This window comes from Microbacterium sp. F01 (assembly GCF_056156365.1).
The window spans coordinates 2,386,667-2,412,397 of sequence record NZ_CM149592.1 but is presented as its reverse complement, the minus strand read 5'-3'; the positions used below and the strand labels follow the sequence as shown (position 1 = coordinate 2,412,397).

Genomic DNA, 25,731 nt, shown 5'->3' with positions numbered 1-25,731 from the left:
GCGCCGGCCCGATCTCGGCACCGTGACGGTGGCCGTGGTAGTTGCCATGAGTGCGTTCCCTTCGTGTCGCGCTATTGGCGGAGCGCCAGTCGGGCCCAGTCGGCATCGAGCCTCGCGAGCGTGCGCTCGGGGTCTTCACCGGTGACGATGCCCTGCATGTAGTTGTCGGTGGGGATGGTGAGCGGGATCGCCTTCGAGGCGCCCTGGTAGAACTTCGCCTCGTCGTAGTACTCCTTCATGCCGAGAATGCGCTCGTCGGTCACGGGAGCCGAGTCGGTCGTGGTGCCGTAGCCCAGGAACGCGGCGTTGTACTCGTCCATCACGTCCTTCTGGAAGAGGTAGCTCAAGAAGTCGCGCGCCCCCTCCTTCTGGTCGGACGCCTCCGGGATCCACGCCGCGAGGTCGATGTTGACCCGCACCTTGTTGTCGTCGGGGTCGTCGGTCATCGGCAGCGGGAACGTGCCGAGGTCAAGGTTGGGGTTGGTCTTGTCGATCTCGCCGAACGCCCACGGCCCCTGCAGGTACATCGCCCCCTCTTGTTTGGCGAAGGCGAGGTTGCCGTCGCCGTACCCTCGGCTCGCAGCATCCTCGTTCACGTAATTGCTCGTCAGCTCGACCATCTGGTCGACCGGGTCGGCCATCGTCTTCTGGAACGACACCTCGGAGTCGGGACCGACCTCGGTGCCGAGCTCGTTCATCTCGTCGTAGAACGACGCCACGTCGACGTCGCCGCCGACGGAGTAGTCGAACCAGCCTTGGCCGACCGTCCACGGGTCCTTGAAGGTGGCGTAGAAGGGGGTGATGCCCGCGACCTTGAGCGCGTCGCAGACCTCGATGAGCTCGTCCCACGTGGTGGGCACCTCGAGGCCCTGCTCCTCGAAGATCTGTTTGTTGTAGATGACGGATGCCGCCATCACCGAGTACGGCAGCACGCTGGTGCGTCCGGGGTAGGTGGCGTACTGGTCGACGAGATCCTGCACCTCGGGGAGGATGCGGTCGGCCTCGGGCATGTCGCTCAGGTCGCTGAGGGCGCCGCGCTCCATGAAGCGCGCCATCTCCATGTTGTAGTTGAGCAGCCCGAGGTCGGGCGGGTTGCCGCGCAGGAAGCCCGCCTGCAGGTTCGACGAGGTGTCGAAGACGACCTCGACCTCGTCCTGGCTCGCGTTGTACTCCGTGATGAGATCGCGGAAGTAGGGGATCGCCTCGGGCTTGCTGAGGTGGAACCTTACTTCGGCGGGGCCGGTCTGCGCGCCGGAGCACGCGACCAGCGAGGTGCCGACGAGCGCGACGGCGACGGCGGTCGCGCTCGCGCGGCGGAGGATGACGGATGCTGCAGGCACGTCGTTGTCCTTATTCCGTAGGTTTCGGGGAATGTTGGTTCGAAGAGTAGATTTACTCACCGAATCAACTGGGTGTGGACCATAATGACGAGGAACGCGTGAAAGGTCAAGGCCCGATGCCACAATCGCTGCTCACCCCGACGGCACTTCGTCGTGCGAGTCTGGATGCCGTGCTGGGCTTCGCGTGGGACGCCGAAGCGCTCACGGCATCGGATGTGATCGAGAACGTGGGGCTCACGCGGTCGACTGCGATCGACGTCATCGACGAACTTGTGCAGCGCGGACTGCTGGCTGAGCTTCCGAACGCCCGTGCCGCGGGGGAGTACCAGAAAGGGCGACCGGCGAGGCGGTTCGCCTTCCGCGCCGACGCCGGATACGTGGTCGGGGTGGACGCGGGGCGCGCACGCCTCACGGCGACGGTCGCGGATCTGCGAGGTGACCCCCGGGCGGTCAGCCATCTGGCGGCGGATTCGTCGCAGGATTCCGCGGAAGACAGGCGTCGCGACGTCGAGAAGGTGGTGGACCAGGCTCTCGCGGCAGCAGGACTCAACCGGGCAGACGTCACGGCGCTGTGCGTCGGTGTTCCGGCGCCGGTGGACCGCAATGGCTCGTCGCCGCCGCACCGCGACGACTTCTGGCGCCGCATGAACCCGTCATTCGGTGACCTGTTCGGGAAGTGGGCGCCGATAGTGCGGGTGGAGAACGACGCATCTCTCGCAGCGGTGGCGGAGCGTGCGGTGGGCGCGGCGGTCGGCTACGACGACTTCGTGACCCTGCTCGCGGGAGAGCGTCTCGGTGCGGGGGTCTGGGTCGACGGGACTCCTCTCCGTGGTGCGCATGGAGGGGCCGCCGAGATGGTCGCCTTCGATCATGTCGCGGGCGTCGAGGGCGCGTGGGGACTCGGATATCGGGCGGCCGAGCTGGCACGCCGGGCGTTGGCGAAGGGGGCCCTTCCAGCATCGAGTGCGCTGCGAGAACTCGACGCGGCAGACATCGACGGCAAGACGGTGCTGATGCTCGCTTCGCACGGCGACGCGGGCGCGATCATCGTCGCACGGCAGGTCGGAGAGACCCTCGCTGTGGTCGCCGGTGTGCTGGGGAGCCTGTTCGACTCCCGCCGGATCATCGTGTCCGGCGCCGTCGCCGCGGGCGCCGCGCCCGTGATCGAGGCCGCACTCGACGCACTCCCGCAGGAGCTTGACCTGCCGGCACCCGAGATCGTCGCCTCGGAACTCGGTGCCGACATCGTGTCGGTCGGCGCCGTGCGCGCCGCCGTTGAGGCGGCGCGCACGGGCGTTCTCGATCTGCCGCGGTTCGTCGTGGCCGGCTGACACGTTGTCAGCGGCCCACCGCCTGCAGGTGGTGGGTAGCGCCGTACTGTGCGACATTCACGCCGAGCAGCTGACCCTCGACGTCGCCGTGGTGGAAGTGCAGACCAGCCCAGATGCGGGCGTCGATCAGCTCTGACAGCGGTTGCGAGAACGTCTGGAACGTCCGCACCCGCTGCGCGCCGGCCGGAAGTGCCGCCGACGTGCTCGTCATCTGGAAACCGCCCGCGATCACGTCGCCGAAGAACATGCGGAGGATCGCGCCGTGCGCGCCGTCGTTGCAGTTGTGTCCCGACGGGTGTTCGGGGTACGGAGCCGTGATGAGTGCGGTCCAGCCGGGCTCGGCGGTGGTCGCCTCGTTGCCGTCTTCGTCAGCACGCGTGATCGCGTTCCAGGGCCGCCAGAAGTCGTAGTAGTACTTGTCCGCCCAGCATGTGATCAGGGCGTCGGCCCCGCTGAGATTCTGCAGCGCGAGGAGCCGCGCGGCGTCGGTGGCGCTGAGGTCATCGGCGACGATCAGCTGCCGGGCGACCTCGTTCCATGCGAGGATCGGCGGCCATTGCCACCACTGCGCGACGTACGTCTGCTCAGCGGTTCGGGTCGAGCCCGTCGACCTGCCGAGCGTCTGTACCGCGTTCACCTCGGCGGCGTATTCAGGGCTGTCGAGTGCCAGCGGTGGAGCGGAGCGGAACTGAGACGCGCTCTCGACGAGGAACGGCTCGACGCCGCCCACCCATGGCGTCGGGTCAAGGACTTCCTGACCCGCCGCGTTGAGCAGCGGCGACCAGTGCCCGGGGCGCGGATCGCGCAGCCACTGCGACGGGCCGAAACGTCCGTCGTCTTGCCGTGCCTGCAACATCGCGTCTGCTGCCGCGTGGCCCGCGGCCATGCCCTGCTTCTTGAAGGCGTCGTCGGCGATGTCGTCGATCGACGACATGTACTGGGTGTCGAGCGCGGCCAGCAGGCCCGCCCTGCCCGGGAACGGCGCGATCTCGGGCGCGGTCGATACGAGGTTCGTCAGAACCTCGTAAGCCGCAGTGGCCACCGCCGCGTCGATCGACGCCTTCGCACCGAACCGCTGCCTGAGGAGATACGGCTGATACTGCTTCGGACCGATCGCTGTCACCGCGTCGTACACGGCTCCTTGCGTCATGGCCATGTTGATCTGGTAGGCAGGAGGCGCGCCGCCGTCGGGTCCGGGAATGGCGACGAGCGTGTTCGCCGCCACCTCGTTCCAATGGGCGACCGCCGTGGCGTCCGTCTGTGTCGGTGGTGCGGCTGAGGCTCCCGCGGCTCCGAGTGAGACCGAGGCGATGAGCGCGGCCGCAACGATGGCGATGGATCGACGAGTGTTCATGACCAACCTCACAAGTGGGGATCTGAGGTGAAGGCTCGGGTAGCCTGCCTCACTGTCTCACCGCCGTGCGCGGCCGTCGATTGGGCATAGCCCCTAGGGAGAATCAGCGAGCTGCTCTTGTGGCGGGCAGGCGGGCCCGCGCGGGTACCCGCCTCCCTGGTCCGGACAGACTCCCACGGTGAGAAGGTGCGAATGGAGGACGTTCCGTGTGCTGCCGAATGGTGCGATCAGCGGATCCTCTTCCGACAGCCAGACGGCGTAGACGATCGGTACCGTGAACCGTCCTCCGTATACGAACGCCCCTGTGCCCTCGTTGAAGGGCACGAGCAGGGCCGGGTGGCAGTCCACTCGCTCGATGCAGAGCGGGACGGCGCGATCCGCGATCCCGGTGCACGGTGAGAGGCCGCTGAGCTCGCAGTACTGCGTCGCCCAGGCCGACAGGCGTTCAGGACCCGTTCCAGGTCTCAACCCGAAGCCGATCGGGTCGATCGTGACGAGGCTCGATCCGCCCGCGTTCGCGGGCGACGGCGTCACCTGTCCGGCAGCGGGAGGCGCCGGCGCATGCCAGTGCGTGGTCGGTGCCGGTGGAATCGCGGACGAGGGCGCGCTGCAGCCGGCCAGAAGCAGTACCGCCCCCAGCGTCACCACCCATCGTCCCCAGGCGAGCACGGGCATCTCCCTGGGCGTGACCGTAGACCTCGCCGCCGAGGGGGCGCAAGACGACCGATACCGCCCGAGTACGCATTACGGACGGAATTTGTCCGCGTCGTACGGGATGATCGCTGTGTCAAAGAGCCTGACGTCCGAAGGAGGACGATGCAATGTCCAAAGTCGTGTGGTTCGACATCCCCGTGGCAGACATGACGCGAGCTATCGCGTTCTACGAGGCGCTCACGGCCGAGAAGCTCATCCGGCTCCCCGTCGGGCCCGGCAAGGAGACCGCCATCTTCGCCGCGGCGGACGGGGGTGCGGCGGGATGCCTGTTCGCGGCCCCGGAAGACGAGCCGTCGCACTTCGGATCGCGCGTCTACTTCGACGCGAGCCCTTCGATCGACGACTGGCTGGCACGGGTCGAGCCGGCGGGAGGACGCATTCTCGTGCCGAAGACCGAGATCACCGGCGGTCGCGGCGTCTACGCCTACGTCGAAGACAGCGAGGGCAACAGGATCGGGCTGAACTCACCGGCGTGAGCCGGTGATGGGCGTCACCAGCGTCCATCGGGTCAGCGCTCCGGGCGCGCGCTGAGAGGATTGTCTGATGACCGCAACACTCGTGGCGCGCGGCCTGGCCGGCGGCTACGGCCACCGCACGCTGTTCGACGCGCTCGACCTGACTGTCGCGCCGGGGGATGTCGTCGGTGTCGTCGGCGCCAACGGCGCCGGCAAGTCCACGCTTCTGCGTCTGCTCGCCGGCGTCGACGAGCCGCAGGCGGGTACCGTCAGCCTTTCGCCCGCTGACGCGTTCGTCGGCTGGCTGCCCCAGGAGCACGAACGGGTCGAGGGCGAGACGGTGGCCGGGTATATCGCGCGTCGGACGGGGTGCGCGCAGGCGACGAGGGACATGGATGCTGCGGCCGCCGCACTCGGCGACGCCACGCTCGCTCCGCTCGGCGTCGACCCCGCCGACGCGTACTCGACCGCGCTCGACCGCTGGCTGGCGAGCGGCGCCGCAGACCTGGAGGAGCGGATGCCGGTCGTGCTCGCCGACCTGGGGCTCGACCTCGGTGGCACTTCCGCCGACGAGGCGGGGATGACGGCGCTTTCGGGCGGCCAGGCCGCGCGCGTCGGGCTCGCGGCGCTCCTGCTCTCGCGGTTCGACGTCGTCCTGCTCGACGAACCCACCAACGACCTCGATCTCGATGGCCTCGATCGGCTCGAGACCTTCGTGCGCGGCATCCGTGGCGGTGTCGTGCTGGTCAGCCACGATCGCGAGTTCCTCGCTCGCTGCGTGACCCGGGTGCTCGAACTCGACCTCGCGCAGCACTCGAACCGCGTCTACGGCGGCGGGTACGACGCCTACCTCGAGGAACGCGCGACACTTCGCCGGCACGCGCGGGAGAAGTACGACGAGTTCGCCGACAAGAAAGCCGATCTCGTGGCGCGGGCGCGCACGCAGCGGGAGTGGTCGAGCCAGGGCGTGCGCAACGCGATGAAGAAGTCTCCCGACAACGACAAGATCCGGCGCAAGGCCAACACCGAGTCCAGCGAGAAGCAGGCGCAGAAGGTGCGGCAGATGGAGAGCCGCATCGCGCGGCTGGAGGAGGTCGAGGAGCCGCGCAAGGAGTGGCAGCTCGAGTTCACGATCGGCGCCGCGCCGCGGTCGAGCACCGTGGTCTCGACGCTCAGCTCCGCCGTGTTCGAGCAGGGTTCGTTCACGCTCGGGCCGGTGTCCCTGCAGGTCAACGCAGGGGAGCGGATCGGCATCACGGGGCACAACGGCGCCGGCAAGTCCACGCTGCTGCGTGCGCTGCTCGGCCGCCAGGCGCCGACCGCGGGCACAGCGGGCGTCGGGGCCAACGTCGAGATCGGCGAGATCGATCAGGCCCGCTCGCTGCTGATGGGATCGCAGGCGCTCGCCGCCGCGTTCGGTGAGCTCGTGCCTGCGATGGAGTCCGGCGAGGTGCGCACCCTGCTCGCCAAGTTCGGCCTCAAAGCCGCTCACGTGAGTAGACCGGTGGACGAGCTGTCGCCGGGGGAGCGCACCAGGGCCGCCCTCGCCTTGCTGCAGGCGCGGGGGATCAACGTGCTCGTGCTGGACGAGCCGACCAACCACCTCGATCTGCCGGCGATCGAGCAGCTCGAGCAGGCCCTCGAGTCCTATCGGGGGACGCTGCTGCTGGTGACCCACGATCGGCGGATGCTCGACGCGGTGCAGCTCGACCGCCACTGGCGCGTCGACGCCGGGCGCGTCACCGAGCTGTAGCCTCGCGAGATCGAGGGACGCCTAGCGTCCCTGACGCTTCTTGTACGGTTTCGGCTGCCCCTTCACGATGGGCGCGCGCCCTTTGCCTTTGGAAGCCTTGGCCTTGCCGCCCGCGGAAACCTTCGGCTTCGCGGCGGGCGCCGGGGCTTCGGTGATCCGCATCCTGGCCTCTTCGAGCAGCAGCGCGCCGGCGGCAGTGAGGGACCAGTTCGGCTTGCTGCGCGTGAAGAGCGGGTGCCCGACCTCGGTCTCGAGCTTGTCGATCGTGGAGTAGAGCGACGCCAACGGCACGCCGAGCGCGTCCGCCGCACGCGGCACATGCATTCCCTCGTCGACGATGGCGACGAACCGCTGCAGTTCGCTGATCTTCACGGGCACCCTTCCGCTCGCCGAGGCTCCCATCAAGTCTGCCCCAGCGACCAGCGCTCCCGCACGTCGCGCGATGGGGCAGACTGGCCCGATGCCCCTCCTCGATCACCTCGGCGTCACCGTCGATGACCTGCCGCGCGCCGTCGCCCAGTTCGACCCCGTGCTCACGGCGCTCGGTATGGAGCGCACCGACGGTGACGTCGGGGTCGCCTGGTACGTCGAGGACGAGACGGAACTGATCCTCTTCCCCGCGCGGGAACCTGGGACCGGCCCCCACAGACACGGGACCGTCGGCTGGCAGCACCTGGCATTCGCCGTGGACTCCCGTGACGAAGTCGATCGGCTCCACGCCATCGCTCTGGCCGCGGGATGGAGCGCGGTGCGCGACCCCAAGCCTTACCCGCGCTTCAACGAGCGCTACTACGCGTCGTTCGTCGAGGACGACAACGGCATCCGCATCGAGTTCATGCACAACCCTCCGAAGCCACAGGTCGGCTGAGCTCCGACTTTCCGTCGATCCGTCACAGATCGCTGTCGTGTCCGGTCTCAGCTGGAAACGGACGCTCGTCGCGGGCGTACGCTGAGCGCGACGATGGGAGCGGCAGACGCGATGGGCGAGACCACGGAGCGCATGAACGATCATGACGACATCGCGCTCGCGGTCGCGGTCTTCGACGAGCATCGGCGGCGCGTCTTCGGCATCGCGTATCGCATGCTCGGCACCGTGGCCGATGCGGAAGACATCGTGCAGGAGACCTGGATCCGCTGGCAGAACGCCGACCGCGCCGGCATCCGGGAGCCGGGGGCGTTCCTCGCGACCGTCGCAACCCGGCTGTCGATCAACGCCACGCAGTCGGCGCACGCTCGCCGCGAGACGTATATCGGACCGTGGCTGCCTGAGCCGGTGAACACGGATGCCGACCCCGCGCTCGGCGCCGAGCGCGGGGAAGCGCTGCAGTACGCGATCCTGCTCATGCTCGAGAAGCTCACGCCCACTGAGCGTGCCGCGTACATCCTCCGCGAAGCGCTCGACTATCCGTACGATCGCATCGCCGACGTCGTCGGCGCGACAGTCGCCAGTGCCCGCCAGCTCGTCAGCCGTGCTCGCAAGCACCTGGAGTCGGCACGCAAGGCGGAGGTGGCCGCCGCCGAGCAGCGCCGCCTGCTCGAGGCGTTCCTCGTCGCCGCGCAGAAGGGCGACGTGAGCGACCTCGAGCGGCTGTTCGCCGAGGACGTCGTCAGCTACAGCGACGGCAACGGTGTCAAGCTCGCAGCGCGCATCCCCGTGGTCGGGCGAAGTCGCGTCGCCAAGTTCGTCGCCGCGTTCTCCAGCCACTTCTGGACCGGCAAGCAGATCGACTGGGTCGAGGTCAACGGGCAGCCCGCGGCCACCCTCTCGGAGGAAGGGGAGGTCACGACTCTCGTCACCGTCACGGCGGGGGAGGACGGCATCCGTCGCCTGCTCTGGGTCATGAGCCCCGACAAGCTCAGGCATGTCGCCCAGGTCGGGGCGTGATCAGGCGTCTTGGCGCGAGGCTGCACCGCTCTGTGCGGAGCTCGACCGCGAGCCCCGCACAGCACGAACGTGTCGTTCGGGCGTTGGCCGCCTCTGCGCAAGCGGGTGATTCCCGCGGACTGGAACGGATGCTGCACCCCAGCGTCGTCCTCACCGTCGACGGCGGTGGGGCCGTGGCGGCTCCGTCTCGGGCGCTCGAGGGCGCGTCGATCGTCGGGGATTACCTCGGCGAGATGCTGATCGATGCGGCGCAGTCGCTGCGGGTGGAGTCGGTGAACGGCATGCCGGGCGTCGTCCTGTGCCGAGCAGGACGCGTGACCGGGGTGCTCAGCATCCGTGTTCGGGGCCGGGTGATTCTCGAGGCGTGGCTCGTCCTCAACCCCGAGAAGCTGACGCACTGGAACCGCTGACTCCGGACTGTCACAGATCCGGCGCCGATCCGGTCATAGATGATGAGCGCCGCCCCACGCGCTCCTCGAACGAAAGGCTCATCATGGCAAAGATCGTCGTCATCGGAGGCTCCGGGCTCATCGGCTCGAAGGTCGTCGCGAAGCTCACCGCGCATGGACACGAGGCCGTTCCGGCCTCTCCGAACTCGGGTGTCAACACCATCACCGGCGAGGGCCTCGCCGAAGCGCTGGAGGGGGCGGCTGTGGTGGTCGACGTGTCGAACTCGCCGTCGTTCGCGCCGGCGGACGTGATGGAGTTCTTCACGACGTCGACGAGGAACCTCATCGCCGGTGCGCGCGAGGCGGGCGTCGGGCACTTCGTTGCACTCACCGTCGTCGGCACGAACCGTCCGAATGCGATCTCGTACTTCGCCGCGAAGACCGCTCAGGAGCAGTTGATCCGCGATTCGGGCATCCCGTATTCGATTCTTCACGCGACGCAGTTCTTCGAGTTCATCACGGGCATCGCAGGGGTGTCGGGGAACGGCGACGCGATCCACCTGCCGGGCAACCTCGTGCAGCCGATCGCGGCGGAGGACGTCGCGACCGCCGTCGCGCGCACGGCCGCGGGAGCCCCGCTCAACGCCGACGTCGAGATCGCCGGGCCCGAGGTCATGGGACTCGATGAGATGGTGCGTCGTGGGCTGACGTTCCGCGGCGATGCACGTGAGGTCGTGACCGACCCCGAGGCGCCGTACTTCGGTGCGCTCATGCAGGAGCGCACGCTCATGCCCGTGGCCGGGGTGCAGGTGTTCGAGACGACGCTGGAGGAATGGCTGCCGGCGAACCCTCCCCGCAGCTGACCGCCGGATGTGGAGGGGTCCGTGTGCCAGACGGCGCGCGGACACACCTCCGCGTGCGGCACGCCGGTCAGGACGTCATCGCGGCCTGGACCCGTCGGTCGAGCTCTTCCAGCTCGCCGAGCGCATCCGTCGCGGCCCACACCCGATCGCGCTTGCGGCCGGTGATCTCGGCCAGGATGCCGGCATCCACGAGCCGATCGATGGCCGCGTACGCCGCGGCGGTGGTCGACCCAGAGGCGGCGATCATCTCCTCCGCCGCCATCACCGGGTTGTCGAACAGTGCGTCGATGATCCGGTCGGCCGCAGGGCTCCTGCGCCCCGTCAGCAGACGCCTCCATTCGTCGGGCAGCGCGCGCAGCTCATCCATCGACGCCCGGCTCTCGACGGCGGCGGCCTGCGCTGACCGGCAGACGATCCCGATCACCGGCACGGGATCGCCCTCGCGATATGACGTCAGCGCGGCGAAGTAATCGTCGCGCACGGCGAGAATGCCACTGGCGAGCGGGATGACGACGTTGCGGGCAACCCCCCGCCGCCGCAGGATCGCGCTGATCAGCGCCCGGCCGATGCGCCCGTTGCCGTCGGTGAACGGGTGGATCGACTCGAACTGCGCGTGTGCGATCGACGCATGGATGACGGCCGGCACGTCGTCGCGGGCCGCCCATGCGAGGAGGTCTTCGAGAAGACGCGGGACGAGCTCGGGTGGCGGGGGAACGAACAGCGCCCCCCGAGGGCTGTGATTGCTTCCGCCGATCCAGTTCTGCATGTCGCGCAATCTCCCGGCGTAGTGCGACTCGGCGGGATCGTCGGCCATGAGCACGCGGTGGGCCGCGAGAAGATCGTCGAGCTGGATGCTGCCGCCCTCGCCCGCCCGCTGCACCATGCGATGCAGGGCAGCGGAGGCCGCCACCATGCTCACGGCGCTGGCGTTGGAGCGGCTGCCGGCCAGTGCGCGTGCGTAATCGCCGACACTCGCCGAGACGCGCTCGATCTTCGACGACGCCGCAGACTCGGTCCGCAGGAGAAACCGACCCAGGGCGTGCGACTGTGCGCGAGCCTCGGCGTCGGTCGTCGCGATCTCGATGACGGCGCGCTCGGTCTCGGAGAGGAGGTCGGATGACGCGTCGAACGTGAGGTCGGCGATGCGTGGCGGGATCGATGCATCGATGTGACGCAGCATCCGATCCTCGCGGCTGCCGCCGCGCACCGACTGGCGCCATTCGCGCCGGTCGGTGCCGTGTGCCGGCCACTTGGCGCCCGGCGATGGCGAAGGAGGCTCCGTGCTCACTATTCCAGTTTACTGTCCCAAAACGGAACAAGAACACCGCTGTTTCAGGGCTCTCGGTGAGGGCGTCGACGCCCTGAAGCTCGCGCAGCGCGTGGCCACCGGCGGAACGTTCGGCGTATGGAGCGAGTACTTCGTCGCGAAGGCCGCGGGGCTCGTCCCCGTGCCTGATGCGCTGCCGGTCGACGCGGTGTTCCCCTTCGAGCAGGCACGAGAGGCCGCGGCCGCGAGCGCCGTGCCCGGGCGGGACGGCAAGGTGCTGCTGCGGTTCTGAGTGCTCGCCGAGAGGTCGCGCCGATCACGGCGCGGCCCGCCGGGGCTCACGTGTCGCGCGAGGATCTTCCCGATCAACCCCTTATTCGATCGGCGGACCGGGGCGCCTCGGCGCGCGCGGCGGGGGTGGCGGAGGCACCTCCTTCGCGGCGATGATCGCGCCGCGCGGGATGCGCTCGACACCGCGTTTGCCGTCGACCGTGACGGTCTCGGCGTCCGTGCTCAGCAGCATCCCGAGCGCGTCCGTCGCCTGGCCCGTGGGCAGGATGTAGCGCACGACCACCCGGTGGCCCGGCTCAGGCAGGTTCACCATTGGCCGGGCGCGTAGTCCTTCAGGAAGACGCCGAACAGATCCTCGCCCGCCTCGCCGCGCACGATCGGGTCGTAGACGCGAGCGGCACCGTCGACGAGGTCGAGCGGAGCGTGGAAGCCCTCCTCGGCGAGCCGCACCTTCGTCGGATGCGGGCGCTCGTCGGTGATCCAGCCGGTGTCGACGCTCGTCATGAGGATGCGGTCGGTCTCGAACAGCTCGCGCGCGCTCGTGCGCGTCAGCATGTTGACCGCGGCCTTGGCCATGTTGGTGTGCGGATGCCCCGGCCCTTTGTATCCGCGATTGAACACACCCTCCATCGCGCTGACGTTGACCACGTACGTGCGGCGCGCGGGACTCGCGGCCAACGACGCCCGCAGCTTCGAGACCAGCAGGAACGGTGCCGTCGTGTTCGCGAGCTGCACCTCGAGCATCTCGAGAGGGTCGACCTCCTCGACGCTCTGCACCCACGAGTTGGTGTGGTCGAGGTCGGGGATCAGTCCGCCGGCATCGATCGCGGTGCCGGCGGCGAGGCGCTCGAGCGAACTGGAACCCGCCGCCATCGCCTGCTCGGTCAGCTCGTCGGCGCGCGCGGCGGCCGCGGCGAGGATCGGGTGGGCGGTGACCGAGCGCTCCAGCGCCTGCGGGTGACGGTCGTTGGTGTGGCCGAACGTGACGAGCTCGGGGAGGGGGCCGTCGGGCAGCGGGGCGAGCTCGGCGTCGACGAGCGGCTGGTACGCGCCGGGCGAGCGGCGGACCGTCTGGGTCGCATTGTTGATCAGGATGTCGAGCGGACCGGCGGCCGCGACATCCTCCGCCAGCCCGATCACCTGGGCGGGATCGCGCAGGTCGATGCCGACGACCTTGAGGCGGTCGATCCACTCCGGCGCGTCGGGCAGGCTGCTGAAACGGCGCACCGCGTCGCGGGGGAAGCGCGTCGTGATCGTCGTGTGCGCGCCGTCGCGCAGCAGGCGCAGCGCGATGTACATGCCGATCTTGGCGCGGCCGCCGGTCAGCAGCGCGCGCTTGCCGGTGAGGTCGGTGCGTGCGTTGCGCTTCGCGTGGCTCATCGCCGCGCACGTCGGGCAGAGCTGGTGGTAGAACGCGTCGACGATCGTGTAGGGCTGCTTGCAGATGTAGCAGGCGCGCGGCTTGAGAAGCGTGCCCGCGGTGGGCGCGGTCGTGGATGAGCTGATCGGGATGCCGCGGGTCTCGTCGTCGATCCGGTCGGGGGCTCCGGTGGCCGTCGCGGCGACGACGGCGCGGTCGGCGGAGGCGATCGCCTCGCGGATCTCGCGGCGCCGCACTTTCTTGACGGCCTTGAACATCGCCGCGGTGGCGCGGCGGACGGCCACGTAATCGGGGTGCGACTCGTCGACACCCGGCATGATCGCGAGCACCCGCAGGGTGGTCGCCAGATCGTCCGGGTCGATGCCGCTCGGCGGCAGGTCGGAGGGCGCGGGGGAATCGGGAAGCACACGTGATTCTACGCCGGGGCGGTTCGGCGGTTCCTGTTAGCGTGCCTTCGTGAGCACCTCGAACCCGGCACCGACGTCGACGCGCAGCATCCGTGTGTCGGCCGCGGTCATTCTGAACGACCGCGACGAGCTTCTGCTGGTGCGGAAGGCGGGCACGACGGCGTTCATGCAGCCAGGCGGCAAGCCCGAGCCGGGCGAGACGCCGGCCGAGACGCTGAGCCGCGAGTTGTTCGAGGAGCTCGGGCTGTCCGTCGAGCCCGATCAGCTGGATTCACGGGGCCTGTTCACGGCTGCTGCGGCGAACGAGCCGGGTTTCCTGGTGGTGGCGGATGTGTTCGTGGCCGACATCGGCGATCAGGTGCCGGTGACCGACGCGGAGATCGAAGAGCTGCGCTGGGTCTCGCGTGCCGACGCGCAGCACCTGGAGATCGCCCCGCTTGCGCGGGAGAACTTCCTGCCGGGCTGATCCGGCTCAGCCGGCGGTGACCGCGTGGATCTCGGACTCGAACGAAGAGCCGTTGAGGTCGAGGTAGAGGCGCCGCTCGGTGATCGAGACGGTCATCGTGTTGCGGCGTTCGAGCGCGGCGGTGGCCGAGTCGAAGAAGCCGGGATCGAAACTGTAGAGCTCCACCTCGTCGGCGCGGTGGATCTTCTTGCCCGCCCACGGCGCGGCCACCTTCGCCGGATCGCGGTGCGTGTACACCGCGACGCGCGCGCCCGCCAGGCTGCCGGTGTGCAGGCGCGCGGCATCCGGCGCTCCCACTTCGATCCAGGCGACGAGCGCGCCCGTGAGATCACGTACGAGCACGGCCGGTTCGTCCGTCGCCGAGATGCCCTCGCTGAACCCGATGCCCTCCTCGTACTCGAGCGCGTACGCGAGCACGCGCGTCAGCATGAACGCGTCGGTCTCGGACGGATGCCGCGCCACACGCACGGAGAGATCCTCGTAGACGCTCCGGTCGACGTCGGCCAGCTGGATATCGAAGGTGTACATCGTCACGCCGATCGCCATGGGAATCGAGCCTACGCGGTTGGACTGGGGTGTAACGAGTGTTACAGTCAGCGCATGACGACTGATACATCGGTGTCCTGGCTGTTGATCATTCCGAAGGTTCCGGCGGAGCCGTCGCGGCACCGCGTCGCGGTCTGGCGTGAGCTTCGCCGTGTCGGCGCCGTGCCCGCCGCGTCCGGCGCGTGGACCGTACCCGATCTGCCGGCCTTCACCGAAGCGCTGCCGACGGTGCGCGAACTCGCCGAACGGGGCGGCGGAACACTGGCGGTGCTGGCAGCCTCCTCGCATGGTGACGACGACATCGCCCTGCTGCGCGACGCGTTCCTCGCCGCGCGGACCGACGAGTGGGAGGAGTTCATCGCCGACTGCGGCAAGTTCTCCGACGAGATCGACCGCGAGATCGCCAAAGAGAAGTTCACCTTCGGCGAGCTCGAGGAGGAGGAGCAGAGCCTCGAGCGCCTGCGCCGCTGGCACCGGGACCTGCGCCGCCGCAACGTCGCCGAACTCGAGATCGCCGCGGCGGCGACGCAGCGACTCGACGACGTGACGGAGAAGCTCGCCGGCTTCGCCGAACGGGTGTTCGCCGCGAACCTGCCAGGCACTGCGCAGGGCTGACCGAATGCCGGAATGGGCCGTCATCGTCCTCTCGGTGCTCGGCGGGCTCGTGGCGGTCTGGCTGGTGCTGCTGCTCATCCTGTGGGCGCAGCAGCGCCGAGCCGGCCGCGATGTGGACTGGCGCCAGATCATGCGGCTCGTGGCCGACGTGGTCGTACTCCTCAAGCGACTGATCGCGGATCCTGAGGTGCCCCGGGGCACTCGGTGGTGGCTCGTCGGGCTGCTGGTGTACCTGCTGCTGCCGTTCGACCTGGTGCCGGACTTCATCCCGGTGCTCGGGTACGCCGACGATGCGATCATCGTCGCGATCGCGCTGCGGTACGCGATCCGAACGGCGGGGAGGGCCGCCATCGAGCGTCACTGGCCGGGGAGTCCCGAGGGACTCGGGAGTCTGCTGTCGCTGGTGGGCGCCCGCTGAGCCCCGACGTCCGGCCGAGGCCTGTCTTGAATGCGCTCCCGGGCGCGAGGACAATGTGGCCTGTCATCGCGGCGAACGCGCGGTCTCACTGGGAGGAGGCCACTCGTGGAGCGTTCGGACGGAGCCGGCGAAGGGGAGCTCGAAACCCTCCAGCGTGGCTACACCGACGCCACGGAGCAGTTCGCGGCGATGAACGAGGTGCTGCTGGCGCTCGGACGCTCGGCTTCGGACCCCGATTCCGCTCTCGACACGATCGTCGAGAGCGCGCGCCGGCTGTGCCGGTCCGACGCAGGTGCCGTGTATCTCATAGACGGAGACACGTTCGGGCTGTCGTCGTGGGTCGGCGTACCCGACGAGGTGGTCGCCTACATCGCCGCGCACCCCTTCCGGCTCGACCGCGCCAGCCTCGTCGGACGCGTGGCCACGGATCGGCAGATGCAGCAGATAGACGATGTCCTCGCCGATGCCGACTACGGGCGCCAGGACGCGCAGAAAGTGGGTCATTACCGCAGCCTCATCTCGGCTCCGATGCTCCTCGATGACGAAGTCGTGGGCGTGCTCTCGCTGTGGCGCACCGAAGTCGCGCCGTTCGACGCGCATGCGCGTACGGCGCTGGAGGCATTCGCCACCCAGGCAGCCGTGGTGGTGCGTCAGGTACACCTGGTGCGTGCCCTCGAGGACCGCAGCGTCGAACTCGCGCGCAAGGTGAATCAGCTCGAAGCGCTCAGCGAGGTCGGCGAGGCGGTGAGCTCGAGCCTCGTCCTCGACGAGGTGCTGACCACCATCATCATGAACGCGGTGCGCTTCGCCGGCTGCGACGGCGGCTCCATCATGGAGTACGTCGAGCACGAGCGTGCGTTCACGGTCCGCAGCGCGTATGCGAGCGATCGCCTCCTCGAGCGGCTGCGCGGCATCAAGGTCGACCTCGACACCACGCTCGTCGGCCGCGCCGCGAGGGAGCGGCATCCCATCGCCGTGGCCGACCTCGACGATGTCGAACTCGACATCCATCTCCGGCTGCTGCACGAAGACGGCTGGCGCTCGATGGTCGCCGTACCCGTACTGCGGGGCGACCGGATCGTCGGCGCGCTCGTGGTGCGCCGTCGCACGCCCGGGGACTTCTCGGCCGACACCATCGACTTCCTCGAGAACTTCGCGGGCCAATCGGCGCTCGCGGTGTGGAACGCGCAGCTGTTCCGCGAGCTCGAGACGAAGTCCGCCGAACTCGAGGTCGCGAGCCGCCACAAGTCGGAGTTCCTCGCGAGCATGTCGCATGAGCTGCGCACACCGCTCAACGCCGTGATCGGATTCTCGGAGGTGCTCCTCGAGCGCATGTTCGGCGAGCTCAACGACCGGCAGGACGAGTACCTGCGCGACATCCTCGGCTCCGGCCGCCATCTGCTGCAGCTGCTCAACGACATCCTCGACCTGTCCAAGGTGGAGGCCGGGCGCATGGAACTCGAGCCGTCGACGTTCTCGCTGCGCTCCGCACTCGAGTACGGCGCGTCGATGGTGAGGGAGCGGGCAGCGAGGCACGGCATCCGTCTCTCCATCGACGTCGACGACGAGCTCGACACGGTCGAATCCGACGAACTGCGCGTGAAGCAGGTGCTCGTGAACCTCTTGAGCAACGCCGTGAAGTTCACGCCCGACGGCGGCCGCATCACGGTGACGGCACGCGAAAGCGAGCACGAGATCGCGATCGCGGTGGCCGACACGGGCATCGGCATCGCGTCGGCAGATCGCGAGCGGATCTTCGAGTCGTTCCAGCAGGGGCGACGCGGGCTGCAGAGCGAAGAGGGCACGGGACTCGGCCTCACGCTGTGCCGGCGGATCGTGGCGATCCTCGGCGGATCGATGTGGCTCGAGAGCGAGGTCGGCATCGGCAGCACCTTCGGGTTCACGATCCCGCGTCGTGTGCCGATCGCGACGCCCGCGACGGACGACGAGACCGGGCGGCCGACGGTCGTGGTGGTGGAGGATGACCGCGCCTCGCTCGACCTCATCTCCGCGTATCTCGACGGACTCGCGGTGGATGTCGTCATCGCGCGCGACGGCGACGCGGGCCTCGCGGCGATCCGCCAGCACGTTCCGGCCGCCGTGCTGCTCGACATCCGTCTGCCGCGGACCGACGGCTGGGAAGTGCTGAGGCGCGTGCGAACGGATGCTGCCACCGCCGCGGTGCCCGTCATCGTGGTGTCGATCGTGGACGAGCGGGCGCGTGGCCTCGCGATGGGCGCGTCGGCCTACCTCGTCAAGCCCGTCCACCGCGACGCGCTGGTCGGCGCGCTGCGTGACGTCGGTGCGCTCAGCGGTGCGGTCGCGGCGGCCCCGCGAGGAGGGGAGGCGCCGTGAACGATGGCCGCCGGGTGCTCGTGGTCGAGGACAACCCGCTCAACCTCAAGCTCGTGCGCGACGTGCTCACGGTGTCGGGCTACGAGGTGCTGCCCGCGGTCACAGGCGAAGAAGCCGTCGCGCTCGCGGCCACGTGCGAGCCCGACCTCGTCCTCATGGATCTGCAGCTGCCCGATTTCGACGGGTACGAGGCGCTGCGCCGACTGCGGGAGGATCCCGCGCTGCAGGCCGTGCCGGTCGTCGCGGTGACCGCGTTCGCGATGCGCGAGGACCATGAGCGGGCGAACGCGTCCGGGTTCGACGGCTACCTCGAGAAGCCGATCAGCATCCGCGACCTGCCGGGTCAGGTGGCGGCGTTCATCGTCAGGGGACACGCTGATGCCCGATGAACCGATCGTCGTGCTCGCCGTCGACGACCTTGAGCAGAACCTGCGGCTGCTGGACGCGGTGCTGAGCCCGCGCGGCTTCAGCGTCGTCACCGCGTCGTCGGGTGAGGAGGCTCTCGAGCAGCTCGCGCGGCACGACGTGGACCTCGTGCTGCTCGACATCATGATGCCGGGCATCGACGGGTACGAGGTCTGCCGTCGCATTCGCAGCGTGCCGCAGTGGCGGTTCCTGCCCGTCGTGATGATCACGGCGAGCGGGGATCAGGAGAAGCGGCACGCGCTCGAAGCCGGCGCCGACGACTTCGTCAGCAAGCCTTTCGATCAGGCAGAGCTCATCGCGCGCGTGGCGTCGCTCGCGCGCCTCAAGCGCTACCACGACACGATCGAGCGCCAGGCCGCTGAGCTCGCCCGCTGGAACGTCGAGCTCGAGGCCCGTGTCGCGACGCAGGTCGACGAACTCGAGCGGGTGAACCGGCTGCGGCGATTCCTGTCGCGGCAGGTCGTCGACGTTGTGCTCGACAACGGCGACGAAACGGTGCTGGCCAGTCACCGGCGAGACATCGTGGTGGTGTTCTGCGACCTCCGTGGGTTCACCCCCTTCGCCGAGTCGAGCGAGCCCGAAGAGGTCATGGGCGTGCTGTCGGAGTACCACGCGGTGCTCGGTGAGCTCATCGATCGCTACGAGGGCACGCTCGAGCGCTTCACCGGCGACGGCGTCATGGTGTTCTTCAACGACCCGCTGCCGCTCGACGAGCCCGCGCGCCACGCGATCGAGATGGCGATCGAGATCCGGGACCGCGTGGGCGATCTCACCGCGCTGTGGCATCGGCGGGCGATCGATCTCGGCATCGGGATCGGCGTGGCGCAGGGCTACGCGACGCTCGGCCGCATCGGCTTCGAAGGTCGCTTCGACTACGCCGCCATCGGCAGCGTCACCAATCTCGCCGCGCGCCTCTGCGCCGCGGCGGCTGCGGGGCAGATCCTCGTCGCGCAGCGCGCGTTCACCGCCGTCGAAGAGCACATCGCCGCGAATCCGGTGGGGGAGCTCGACGTGCGCGGATTCAGCCGGGCCGTCCGTGCGTACGCCGTGGACGGCATCCGTGATCCCGAGAATCGAGCCGCACCATGACTGTCACAGACACGGCGCCCCTGACGACGCTCTCATCCCTCACCGACGCCGAACGAGATGAGCGTTTCGATCGCCTGCAGCAGAGGATGCCCTCGGTTTGGGCTGCCATGCAGCAGAACGTCGAGGACGAATCCGTCGTCGTGGTGCCGTCGCTCACCGTCGGAAGCCGCGCGACCTCGGCGGCGATGGTGCAGGCGTACGAGGAGCGCTTCCTGTTCCTCCTCCTGCTGCTGCGCCAGCCCATGCTGCGGATGACCTACGTCACGTCGCAGCCCATCGACCCGCGCATCGTCGAGTACTACCTCGCGCTCCTGCCGGGGGTGATCCCGAGCCATGCGCTCGCGCGGCTGACCCTGATCTCGGTGGGCGACGGCACGCACCGCACGCTGAGCGAGAAGGTGCTCGAGCGTCCGCGGGTGCTGGCCCGCATCGCCCGCAGCATTCCGGACCGCGAGCGATGCCACCTCATTCCGTACAACACGACGGAGCGCGAGCGCGATCTCGCGCTGACGCTCGGCATCCCGATGTACGGCGCGGACCACCGACTCGCCCCGCTCGGCACCAAGACGGGCTGCCGGCGGCTCTTCCGCGACGTCGGTGTGCAGCATCCGCTCGGCGTCGAAGATCTGCGCAGCCGCGACGATGCCGTGCGGGCGATCGAGACGGTGCTGGACGAGAAGCCCACCGTGCAGCAGATGATCTTCAAGCTCGACGAGGGCGTGTCGGGTTCGGGCAACGCGCTCGTCGAACTCGCCGGGGTCGGCGAGCTCGACGGCGTCGCCCGGCGGGCGGCGATCGTCCGGAGCCTCGAAACGATGCAGCCCGAGGTCGAGACGCTGACCCCCGCCGACATGCTCGATGCGCTGGCGACCCGCCACGGCATCGTCGAGGAGCGCATCGTCGGCGAAGAGATCCTGAGCCCCAGCGTGCAGCTCAGGGTGCTGCCCGACCGCACGATCGAGCTGCTCTCGACGCACGACCAGCTGCTCGGTGGTCCGAGCGGGCAGAGTTACCTGGGGTGCGTGTTCCCCGCGGACCCCGCCTACTCGCGCCTCATCAGCGAGCCGGCGATGGCGGTCGCCCGGCGCCTCGCCGACATGGGCGTACGGGGGCGCTTCGCGCTGGACTTCGTGGTCGTGAGGGATGCTGCGGGCGAATGGTCGTCGTGGGCGATCGAGCTGAATCTCCGGAAAGGCGGGACGACGCACCCGTTCCTCACCCTGCAGTTCCTGACCGACGGCCGCTACGACGGGGAGGAGGGAGCGTTCGTCACGCCGGAGGGCGGGCACAAGCACCTCGTCGCGACGGATCACCTCGAGGGGGACGACCTCAGGGCCCTTTCGGTGGGGGAACTCTTCGACGCCGTGGCGCGCCACCACCTGCACTTCGACCGCTCGCGGCAGGAGGGCATCGTGTTCCACATGATCAGCTCGATCACCGAACAGGGGCGCCTGGGCATGACGGCGGTCGGCGACACGCCCGAGCGCGCGATGGAGCTCTACGAGCGGGGAGGCCGGATCCTTCTCGAGGAGGCCGCGCGGGCGCGCGCGGAGCAGCCCCTGCCGGGATGACCCACGCCGGCGGGCGGAATCAGCTCTGGGGCCACTCGATCAGCAGGAGGCCCTGCTTCGTGTCGGCCACCTTCACCTGGCCGGGCGAGAAGAAGTACGTCATGCCGTAGCCTTCGGCATCCGTCGCGATCGCGGTGTCGGCGCTCTCGGTGATGTACACCCCGGCAGAGTCCTCCTCGCGCACCCAGCCCTGGGCCTCGAGCTCCTCCTGCAGGTCGACGGCCTGGTCGTCGGCGAGAGGCGCCCAGCCGAACATCTGCCCGTGATCGCCGGCGGGACCCTCGAAGTCCGCCCACATGCACTGCAGGCCGTCCTCGATCTCGGTGCTGCCGATGTACAGCGGCGACGCCTGTGAGCTCCACCCGAGGCTCTCGAAGTTCGCCACGACCGACTCTCCGATGATGGTGGTGCAGGTCGGGTCCTCGGTCGAGGCGGGCGCGGGCTCGGGCGTCGCCGAGGGCTCGGGTGCAGCCGCGGTGGGCGTCTGCGCATTGCCCGTCTCTTCGGGCGCAGCCTCGGGCGTGCCGGCGCAGGCCGACAGGAGGACGGCGGAGAGGGCGAGGGCGGCGGCGGTGCCGAGGATGCGGGGAGCAGGCATCAGAGAGTCTCCGTGGGGGATGGGAGGCGGTCGGGTGTCAGGCGGTGCGGGATCAGGCGGAGTGGAGCAGGTCGAGATAGGCGGAGTGGAGCACGCGGTTCGTGGCGAGCGAGGAGCGCTCCGAGATCGAGTCGTCGCCGTCGAACGATGTGAACTTGCCACCGGCCTCGGTCACGATGGGCACGAGCGCGGCGATGTCGTACTCCTTGACGTCGAACTCGGCGACGAATTCGAGACGCCCCTCGGCCAGGAGCATGTACGGCCAGGCGTCGCCGTAGCCGCGATCGCGCCATACCGACGAAGTCAGGCGCTCCAACGCGTCGAGCTTGCCGGCGTCGCGCCACTGCGCGATGCTCTGGAAGCTCACGCTCGAGTCGGCGATCGCATCCACCGTCGACACCGCGAGGCGCTTCGGCGGGCCTGTGGGCGTGTTGGTCCAGGCGCCGAGTCCGGTCGCCGCCCACCAGCGCCGGCCGATCGCGGGCTGGCTCGCCACGCCGACGCGCGGCACGCCGTCGATCGCGAGGGCGATGAGGGTCGTCCACATCGGGATGCCCTTGAGGTAGTTCGCGGTTCCGTCGATCGGGTCGATGATCCACTGCCGCGCCGAGTCGCCCGTGACGCCGTACTCCTCGCCGAACACGCCGTCGCCCGGGCGCTCGGTCTCCAGCAGGTCGCGCAGGGCGCGCTCCGTGGCCAGGTCAGCCTCGGTGACGTGGCTCGCGTCGGCTTTCACTCGCACATCGAGATCTGCCGCATCGAAGCGGGACATGGATGCCGCGTCCGCCGCATCCGCCAACCGTAGAGCGAGATCGATATCGGCCCGGAGGTCTCCCTCGAACGGCGTGTCGAACGTCGAAACGGGGGAGGGGGAGGTCACGAGATCAAGGATAGCCGGGGCGTTCCCGCCTCGATTTCACGAGACGCGATCGTGATGCTAATGTTGATCCTCGTTCGCCTCGTAAGTGAACAGCGCACCTCTAGCTCAATCGGCAGAGCAACTGACTCTTAATCAGTGGGTTCTGGGTTCGAGTCCCAGGGGGTGCACCACTGAGAAGGGCGGTCCGAAAGGACCGCCCTTCTGCTGTTTCCGGCGACTCAGGCGGCGTCGCCCACGAGCACGGCGGCGGCCTCATCCGCAGCATCCGCTTCGCGCTCGTCGATGCGGGCGAGCGCGCGCCGGCCGAACAGGATCGTGGCGGTGGCGAGGAGGACGGATGCCGCGGCGAAAAGATACGGAACCGTCGGCCCGTACAGGTGCCACAGGAGCGCGGCGAGCGGGGGAGCGGCGGCGCCGCCGAGGAAGCGGACCGCCGAGTAGGACGACGACGCGACCGAGCGAGGGAGATCGGTCGCCTCCATCACCGACTCGGTGAGCACGGTGTTCATCACGCCGAGGAGCAGCCCGCCGACGATGATCGCGGCGACCAGGGCCGCGGCGTCGTCGACGAGGATCCCGGCGACGACCAGGTCGATGGCGAGCAGCGGCAGCGTCAGGAGCATGGCCGTGGTGCGGGCCATGTAGCGCAGCAGCAGCGGCGCCACCCACACGCTGGTGATCGCGAGCGCCACGCCCCAGCCGAAGAACGTGAAGCCGATGCCCATGGCGCCGAAGCCGAGCGGGAACGGCGAGAACGCGAGCAGCACGAAGAACCCGATGTTGTAGAACAGCGCGGCGACGGCGAGCACAGCGAGCGACGGGATGCGCAGCGCCGTGAACGGGGCCGACAGCGACACCGGCACGGGCTTCTCGCTCCGCCCGCGCAGCAGCACCAGCACGGCGACGAACGCGATCGCCATGAGCACCACGACGCCGAAGAACGGCCCGCGCCAGCTGATCTCGCCGAGGAGACCGCCCAGGAGCGGGCCGACCGCGATGCCGAGCCCGAGCGCGGCCTCGTAGAGCACGATCGCGGCACCGCTGCCGCCGGATGCGGCTCCGACGATCGTCGCTAGCGCCGTCGAGATGAAGAGCGCATTGCCGAGGCCCCAACCGGCTCGGAAGCCGATGATCGCGTCGACGCTGCCGCTCAGCGAACAGAGCAGAGCGAAGACGACGATGAGCGCGAGGCCGATGAGCAGGGTCGCCTTCGCGCCGATGCGACTCGAGATCCAGCTCGTGATGAGCATCGCGAGGCCCGTCACCAGCAGATAGCTGGTGAAGAGGAGTTCGGTCTGCACGGGGCTTGCCTCGAGCGATTCGGCGATCGCGGGGAGGATCGGGTCGACGAGCCCGATGCCCATGAATGCGACGACGCACGCGAACGCGACCGCCCAGACCTGGGCGGGCTGGCGCCACACGGAGCCGGTCGTGCAGCGGTGCGCGCTCATCGGGCGATCTCCTGCGCGTCGGCGGCCGACGTCGTGCGGGTGCGGTCGAGCTTGCGCATGAGGACGGAGGCCGTGGTTCGCAGTGCCTCCCACTCCGACGGCTCCAGGTCCTCGAAGTGCGGGGCGAGTGCCGCCGTGAGCTGGAGCAGCCACGTCTGGAGCGCTTCGAGGCCGAGCGGAGTCACCTCGACGACCGTCGCGCGCGAGTCCGCAGCATCCGTCGTCTTCACCACCAGCCCGTGGTCCGCCATCTGGCCGACGAGCCGCGTCATGCCGGGCTGCGTCACGCGGCTGAGGCGGGCGAGCTCGCCGATGCGGAGCGCGCCGCGGTCGCGCAGGATCGTGAGCGTCCGCCATTGTGCGGCGGGGGTCTCGTTGGCGGTCTCGAGCGCCGCGACGCGGGTGAGCGCGTGGGCGGCGACGATGAGGGTTTCGATGTCGTGGTCGTGTGTCACCCCGAAAGCATACCGCCGATATATATCGACGGTATGCAATCAGCAGCGGCTGCCTGCCAGCGTCGCGATTCGGTAACGACGACGTCGGAGCGGGCTTGCCGACTTGACCTCCAGGGCTTCTGTTTCCTAGATTGCAAGAACCTGAATCGGATCTCATGTTTGAGAGCGAAGCACCGGTTCACGCACCAGATCCTTCCAATGGGGAAAGGCACGCACATGCGGGTTACGAAGAAGTTGCTCCTGGGCTCCGTGGTCGTCACGGCAGCGCTCGCCCTGGCGGCCTGCGCGCCGACCGCCGAGACGCCGTCCGGCGAGGCGACCGAGGGCGGGCTGTCCGAGGTCACCGTCGGCATCGTCACGAGCGAGTCCGGTCCGCTCGCCGGCTACGGCAAGCAGTACCTCGACGCGTTCAAGGCGGGGCTCGACTACGCCACCGACGGCACCGGCGAGATCGATGGCACGACCATCAACGTCGAGTACCGCGACGACGCCGGCGACCCCGACAAGGCCGTCACCGCCGTCAAGGAGCTCATCGGCTCGGGCGTCGACATCATCGCCGGAACCGCCTCGTCGGGCGTCGCGCTCGCCGTCGCCGAGCAGGCGGAGCAGAACAAGGTGCTCTACATCTCCGGCCCCGCTGCTGCCGACGCGATCACGGGCATCAACGACTACACGTTCCGCTCGGGGCGCCAGAGCGCGCAGGATGTCGCGACCGCGGGCACGTTCCTCGACGACATCGAAGGCAAGACCGTGACGGTGTTCGCGCAGGACAACGCGTTCGGACAAGGCAACGTCGCAGCGGTCGACGCGATCCTCGGCGGCCAGGGCGCGACCGTGAACTCCGTGCTCGTCGCGGAGGACGCGACCGAGTTCACGCCGTTCGCGCAGCAGGTGCTCGCCGGGGCTCCCGACCTCGTGTTCGTGGCGTGGGCGGGTGCGACCTCGGGCGCGATGTGGCAGGCCATGAGCCAGCAGGGCGTCATGGACGAGATTCCCGTCGTGACCGGTCTCGGCGACTCGGCGACGTTCGGTGCGTACGGCGAGGCCTCCGAGAAGATCAGCTTCCTGAACCACTACTTCTCCGAGGCTCCCGACAACGACGTGAACACCGCGATGGTCGAGGCGATCGAAGAGGCCGGCGGCACGCCCGACCTGTTCAGCCCCGACGGCTTCAACGCGGCGATCATGATCGTCCACGCCATCCAGGAAGGCCAGGGCGACCTCGACGCGATGGTCTCGGCGCTCGAGGGCTTCGAGTTCGAGGGCCCGAAGGGCACGATGACAGTGCGCGCGGGCGATCACGCCCTCATCCAGGAGATGTACCAGGTCAAGCTCGTCGCCGACGGCGGCACCTTCGTGCCCGAGCTCGTCGACACGGTCGCGGCCGACGACGTCGCTCCCGCCGAAGCCGAGTGATCCGGGGCTTCGCGA

Annotated in this window: 27 protein-coding genes and 1 tRNA gene; 17 read left to right on the top strand and 11 right to left on the bottom strand. The window is 69.1% G+C overall.

Going from position 1 to position 25,731, the window contains the following annotated elements; all coding sequences use genetic code 11:
• Positions 1–71: 71 nt before the first annotated feature.
• Entirely contained in the window at positions 72–1,340 is a 1,269-nt protein-coding gene (locus tag ACVN90_RS11055) for an ABC transporter substrate-binding protein (protein WP_475098316.1), read from the bottom strand.
• 116 nt (positions 1,341–1,456) lie between these two features.
• Between ACVN90_RS11055 and ACVN90_RS11050 the strand changes: the two genes are divergently transcribed.
• Positions 1,457–2,671 carry an ROK family protein gene (locus ACVN90_RS11050; protein WP_475098315.1) on the top strand — a complete coding sequence of 405 codons (1,215 nt, stop codon included), beginning with the start codon at positions 1,457–1,459 and terminating at the stop codon, positions 2,669–2,671.
• A gap of 7 nt (positions 2,672–2,678) precedes the next feature.
• Here the strand turns inward: ACVN90_RS11050 and ACVN90_RS11045 are convergent, their stop codons facing one another.
• Positions 2,679–4,025, bottom strand: coding sequence for a vanadium-dependent haloperoxidase (locus ACVN90_RS11045; protein WP_475098314.1), 1,347 nt, complete (start codon positions 4,023–4,025; stop codon positions 2,679–2,681).
• Positions 4,026–4,846: 821 nt separating this feature from the next.
• Here ACVN90_RS11045 and ACVN90_RS11040 point away from each other — a divergent pair.
• On the top strand, positions 4,847–5,215 hold the full coding sequence (locus tag ACVN90_RS11040; protein WP_475098313.1) for a VOC family protein: 369 nt from the start codon (positions 4,847–4,849) through the stop codon (positions 5,213–5,215).
• Between the two features lie 67 nt (positions 5,216–5,282).
• Entirely contained in the window at positions 5,283–6,947 is a 1,665-nt protein-coding gene (locus ACVN90_RS11035; RefSeq protein ID WP_475098312.1) for an ABC-F family ATP-binding cassette domain-containing protein, read from the top strand.
• A gap of 21 nt (positions 6,948–6,968) precedes the next feature.
• Here ACVN90_RS11035 and ACVN90_RS11030 read toward each other — a convergent pair whose 3' ends face one another.
• On the bottom strand, positions 6,969–7,319 hold the full coding sequence (locus ACVN90_RS11030) for a LysR family transcriptional regulator (protein ID WP_475098311.1): 351 nt from the start codon (positions 7,317–7,319) through the stop codon (positions 6,969–6,971).
• A gap of 88 nt (positions 7,320–7,407) precedes the next feature.
• Here ACVN90_RS11030 and ACVN90_RS11025 point away from each other — a divergent pair, with 88 nt between their 5' ends.
• From ACVN90_RS11025 to ACVN90_RS11010, 4 genes are all read left to right on the top strand, one after another.
• Complete coding sequence (locus ACVN90_RS11025) at positions 7,408–7,815, top strand: VOC family protein (protein ID WP_475098310.1); 408 nt, start codon at positions 7,408–7,410, stop codon at positions 7,813–7,815.
• A 93-nt stretch (positions 7,816–7,908) separates the two neighbouring features.
• Positions 7,909–8,832 (top strand): RNA polymerase sigma-70 factor, encoded by a 924-nt coding sequence (locus ACVN90_RS11020; protein WP_475098309.1) that lies wholly within the window; start codon positions 7,909–7,911, stop codon positions 8,830–8,832.
• Between the two features lie 128 nt (positions 8,833–8,960).
• Positions 8,961–9,242, top strand: coding sequence for a hypothetical protein (locus ACVN90_RS11015; RefSeq protein WP_475098308.1), 282 nt, complete (start codon positions 8,961–8,963; stop codon positions 9,240–9,242).
• An 83-nt stretch (positions 9,243–9,325) separates the two neighbouring features.
• Positions 9,326–10,084 carry an SDR family oxidoreductase gene (locus ACVN90_RS11010; RefSeq protein WP_475098307.1) on the top strand — a complete coding sequence of 253 codons (759 nt, stop codon included), beginning with the start codon at positions 9,326–9,328 and terminating at the stop codon, positions 10,082–10,084.
• Between the two features lie 67 nt (positions 10,085–10,151).
• On the opposite strand, the gene ACVN90_RS11005 is transcribed toward ACVN90_RS11010, so the two are convergent.
• A complete protein-coding gene (locus tag ACVN90_RS11005) occupies positions 10,152–11,372 on the bottom strand; it encodes a Fic family protein (RefSeq protein WP_475098306.1) in 1,221 nt (406 codons plus the stop codon).
• A gap of 91 nt (positions 11,373–11,463) precedes the next feature.
• Here ACVN90_RS11005 and ACVN90_RS11000 point away from each other — a divergent pair, with 91 nt between their 5' ends.
• Positions 11,464–11,643: a hypothetical protein gene (locus tag ACVN90_RS11000; RefSeq protein ID WP_475098305.1), complete on the top strand. Its 180-nt coding sequence runs from the start codon at positions 11,464–11,466 to the stop codon at positions 11,641–11,643.
• Positions 11,644–11,724: 81 nt separating this feature from the next.
• Here ACVN90_RS11000 and ACVN90_RS10995 read toward each other — a convergent pair whose 3' ends face one another.
• The gene (locus ACVN90_RS10995; protein ID WP_475098304.1) at positions 11,725–11,955 is read right to left on the bottom strand and encodes a putative acetyltransferase; all 231 of its coding nucleotides are present in this window, start codon (positions 11,953–11,955) and stop codon (positions 11,725–11,727) included.
• Positions 11,949–13,430, bottom strand: coding sequence for an SDR family NAD(P)-dependent oxidoreductase (locus ACVN90_RS10990; protein WP_475098303.1), 1,482 nt, complete (start codon positions 13,428–13,430; stop codon positions 11,949–11,951). Before ACVN90_RS10990 ends, ACVN90_RS10995 begins: the two co-directional genes overlap by 7 nt.
• Before the next feature lie 49 nt (positions 13,431–13,479).
• On the opposite strand from ACVN90_RS10990, the gene ACVN90_RS10985 reads away from it, so the two are divergent.
• Positions 13,480–13,896 carry an NUDIX hydrolase gene (locus ACVN90_RS10985; RefSeq protein ID WP_475098302.1) on the top strand — a complete coding sequence of 139 codons (417 nt, stop codon included), beginning with the start codon at positions 13,480–13,482 and terminating at the stop codon, positions 13,894–13,896.
• 6 nt (positions 13,897–13,902) lie between these two features.
• Here the strand turns inward: ACVN90_RS10985 and ACVN90_RS10980 are convergent, their stop codons facing one another.
• A complete protein-coding gene (locus ACVN90_RS10980; protein WP_475098301.1) occupies positions 13,903–14,442 on the bottom strand; it encodes a YaeQ family protein in 540 nt (179 codons plus the stop codon).
• A 54-nt stretch (positions 14,443–14,496) separates the two neighbouring features.
• Between ACVN90_RS10980 and ACVN90_RS10975 the strand changes: the two genes are divergently transcribed.
• The 6 genes from ACVN90_RS10975 to ACVN90_RS10950 all read left to right on the top strand — a co-directional run bounded on the left by ACVN90_RS10975 (position 14,497) and on the right by ACVN90_RS10950 (position 20,916).
• Entirely contained in the window at positions 14,497–15,057 is a 561-nt protein-coding gene (locus ACVN90_RS10975; protein WP_475098300.1) for a Chromate resistance protein ChrB, read from the top strand.
• A 4-nt stretch (positions 15,058–15,061) separates the two neighbouring features.
• Positions 15,062–15,475 carry a YkvA family protein gene (locus ACVN90_RS10970; RefSeq protein WP_475098299.1) on the top strand — a complete coding sequence of 138 codons (414 nt, stop codon included), beginning with the start codon at positions 15,062–15,064 and terminating at the stop codon, positions 15,473–15,475.
• Between the two features lie 105 nt (positions 15,476–15,580).
• Positions 15,581–17,830, top strand: a complete 2,250-nt coding sequence (locus ACVN90_RS10965) for a hybrid sensor histidine kinase/response regulator (RefSeq protein ID WP_475098298.1) — start codon at positions 15,581–15,583, stop codon at positions 17,828–17,830.
• Positions 17,827–18,219 (top strand): response regulator, encoded by a 393-nt coding sequence (locus ACVN90_RS10960; RefSeq protein ID WP_475098297.1) that lies wholly within the window; start codon positions 17,827–17,829, stop codon positions 18,217–18,219. The genes ACVN90_RS10965 and ACVN90_RS10960 overlap by 4 nt, the downstream gene beginning before the upstream one ends.
• Positions 18,209–19,345: a response regulator gene (locus ACVN90_RS10955; RefSeq protein ID WP_475098296.1), complete on the top strand. Its 1,137-nt coding sequence runs from the start codon at positions 18,209–18,211 to the stop codon at positions 19,343–19,345. The genes ACVN90_RS10960 and ACVN90_RS10955 overlap by 11 nt, the downstream gene beginning before the upstream one ends.
• A complete protein-coding gene (locus tag ACVN90_RS10950) occupies positions 19,342–20,916 on the top strand; it encodes a peptide ligase PGM1-related protein (protein WP_475098295.1) in 1,575 nt (524 codons plus the stop codon). The genes ACVN90_RS10955 and ACVN90_RS10950 overlap by 4 nt, the downstream gene beginning before the upstream one ends.
• 19 nt (positions 20,917–20,935) lie before the next feature.
• Here ACVN90_RS10950 and ACVN90_RS10945 read toward each other — a convergent pair whose 3' ends face one another.
• Together ACVN90_RS10945 and ACVN90_RS10940 are read right to left on the bottom strand one after the other, a co-directional pair.
• Positions 20,936–21,514 (bottom strand): hypothetical protein, encoded by a 579-nt coding sequence (locus ACVN90_RS10945; RefSeq protein WP_475098294.1) that lies wholly within the window; start codon positions 21,512–21,514, stop codon positions 20,936–20,938.
• Between the two features lie 52 nt (positions 21,515–21,566).
• Positions 21,567–22,394 carry an inositol monophosphatase family protein gene (locus ACVN90_RS10940; protein WP_475098293.1) on the bottom strand — a complete coding sequence of 276 codons (828 nt, stop codon included), beginning with the start codon at positions 22,392–22,394 and terminating at the stop codon, positions 21,567–21,569.
• A gap of 94 nt (positions 22,395–22,488) precedes the next feature.
• Between ACVN90_RS10940 and ACVN90_RS10935 the strand changes: the two genes are divergently transcribed.
• A tRNA-Lys gene (locus tag ACVN90_RS10935) sits at positions 22,489–22,564 on the top strand.
• Positions 22,565–22,612: 48 nt separating this feature from the next.
• Here the strand turns inward: ACVN90_RS10935 and ACVN90_RS10930 are convergent.
• Both ACVN90_RS10930 and ACVN90_RS10925 read right to left on the bottom strand, forming a co-directional pair.
• The gene (locus tag ACVN90_RS10930) at positions 22,613–23,845 is read right to left on the bottom strand and encodes an MFS transporter (protein ID WP_475098292.1); all 1,233 of its coding nucleotides are present in this window, start codon (positions 23,843–23,845) and stop codon (positions 22,613–22,615) included.
• Positions 23,842–24,300: a MarR family winged helix-turn-helix transcriptional regulator gene (locus ACVN90_RS10925; RefSeq protein ID WP_475098291.1), complete on the bottom strand. Its 459-nt coding sequence runs from the start codon at positions 24,298–24,300 to the stop codon at positions 23,842–23,844. The genes ACVN90_RS10930 and ACVN90_RS10925 overlap by 4 nt, the downstream gene beginning before the upstream one ends.
• Before the next feature lie 216 nt (positions 24,301–24,516).
• Here ACVN90_RS10925 and ACVN90_RS10920 point away from each other — a divergent pair, with 216 nt between their 5' ends.
• A complete protein-coding gene (locus ACVN90_RS10920; RefSeq protein ID WP_475098290.1) occupies positions 24,517–25,716 on the top strand; it encodes a substrate-binding domain-containing protein in 1,200 nt (399 codons plus the stop codon).
• Positions 25,717–25,731 lie beyond the last annotated feature (15 nt).